At 67.7% G+C, this 1,332-nt stretch carries 1 protein-coding gene and 3 pseudogenes; 1 reads left to right on the top strand and 3 read right to left on the bottom strand.

The window, feature by feature from the left end:
- Window positions 1–195: 195 nt before the first annotated feature.
- The gene (locus tag ABZ641_RS37775) at window positions 196–477 is read right to left on the bottom strand and encodes a roadblock/LC7 domain-containing protein (RefSeq protein WP_344627939.1); all 282 of its coding nucleotides are present in this window, start codon (window positions 475–477) and stop codon (window positions 196–198) included.
- 169 nt (window positions 478–646) lie between these two features.
- A pseudogene (locus ABZ641_RS37770) lies at window positions 647–776 on the bottom strand (IS630 family transposase); the annotation flags it as partial.
- 68 nt (window positions 777–844) lie between these two features.
- Here ABZ641_RS37770 and ABZ641_RS37765 point away from each other — a divergent pair.
- Window positions 845–967 (top strand): annotated as a pseudogene (locus ABZ641_RS37765) (transposase); the annotation flags it as partial.
- 79 nt (window positions 968–1,046) lie between these two features.
- Here ABZ641_RS37765 and ABZ641_RS37760 read toward each other — a convergent pair.
- A pseudogene (locus ABZ641_RS37760) lies at window positions 1,047–1,332 on the bottom strand (IS701 family transposase); the annotation flags it as partial.

Genomic DNA, 1,332 nt, shown 5'->3' with positions numbered 1-1,332 from the left:
CCTGCCCGCACCCGCACTGTCTCCCCGGTGCAGTCCTCCCTGTGCGGACATCGCACGGTCACCTCGGAGGAAGCCTCAGCGACGGAGTCCTCGGGCAGGCGGCGCCTCCAGGCGGGCGGAGTCTTCGGGCAGGCGGAGTCTTCGGGTAAGCGGCAAACCGTCCCGAACCTGCACGTCAGCGAGGTGAACGTCCACTCAGAACGCGGGGGCCATCCGGAGCAGCTCGCTCGGTCTGCGGATCGAGGCCGGTGATTCACGGTGCAGCCCGGCGATGTCCGGGCCCTCGTCGCCCAGGATCATCAGCAGCGCCCGCTCGCTGACAACCAGCACCACGACGTAGCCGCCGGTGCAACGGGTGACCACGTCGCGCAGGCCGCCCAGACCGGCCTCGGCCGCGGTGCGCCGGCCGAGGCCGAGCATCACGGCCGACAGGGCGGCGGCCGACTCGGGGTGGGCGGCCACGGTGTCGGCGGCCACCAGCAGGCCGTCGACGGTCGAGATGACGCTCTCGGAGATCCCATGACTCGTTCACGGAGGGACTTCAACTCGTCGACGAGGGTTTCGGACGACGTCTGGCTGCTCATGGTGCACTCTTCTCGGCCTGTTCGGTCTGTTCTGCGGGGTGTGCGTTCGGCGGCTCTCGGCACAGGTAGGCGTGCAGCGCGCGGTCTCGACCGGGTGGTTCGGATGGTCGGAGTTGACGAGTGTGAACTGCCGCAGTGGTCCGAAGTGCGCCTCGATCGTGTGTTGGCCCAGGAGGCGCTGGTCGGGGTGAAGTGAGCTTTGCCCCGTGACGTGGACGCCCTGACACTTGGATCTTGTCGATCCAGGAAGGGAAGTCCAGGTGGGACGTCCGTCGAAGTACTCGGACGAGTTCCGTCGTGATGCCGTCGCGCTGTACCGGGCCTCGGATGGTCGGCGCCCGTTCGCGTCGGTCGCGAAGGAGATCGGGGTCAACCACGAGACTGAGGTAACCCCCGGAGTGTGGACACAGGGGTTTCATGCCGTGAGGGAGAGTTTAGTACTCCGGCTGTAGATCGTGATCTTCATGGTTGTTGGGTGGCTTGTCGCTGGTAGTGGCTGGTGCGCGAGCGTGCTTGGTGCTGGCGGCGCCATGCGGACCAGTGCAGGCGGTGGGCGAGGTCGCGGGCCGGTGCGAGCAGGGCTGCGAACAGTCTTTGGATCTTGTTGCAGGTCAGCGGGCTGAGCTCGGGGGTCGTGGTGGTCGTGGCCCGTTCGATGGCGGCTGTGACGGCGAGGAAAGCGTGCGCGAGCATGGCCAGGGTGGTCCAGCGGTGCCAGGAGACCCAGCGGCGGACCTGGTGCTCGTCC

Origin of the sequence: Kitasatospora sp. NPDC007106 (assembly GCF_040634455.1) — a bacterium.
GTDB lineage: Bacteria > Actinomycetota > Actinomycetes > Streptomycetales > Streptomycetaceae > Kitasatospora > Kitasatospora arboriphila.
The sequence above is the reverse complement of the archived record's forward strand: the minus strand, read 5'-3'. Positions and strand labels throughout refer to the sequence as shown.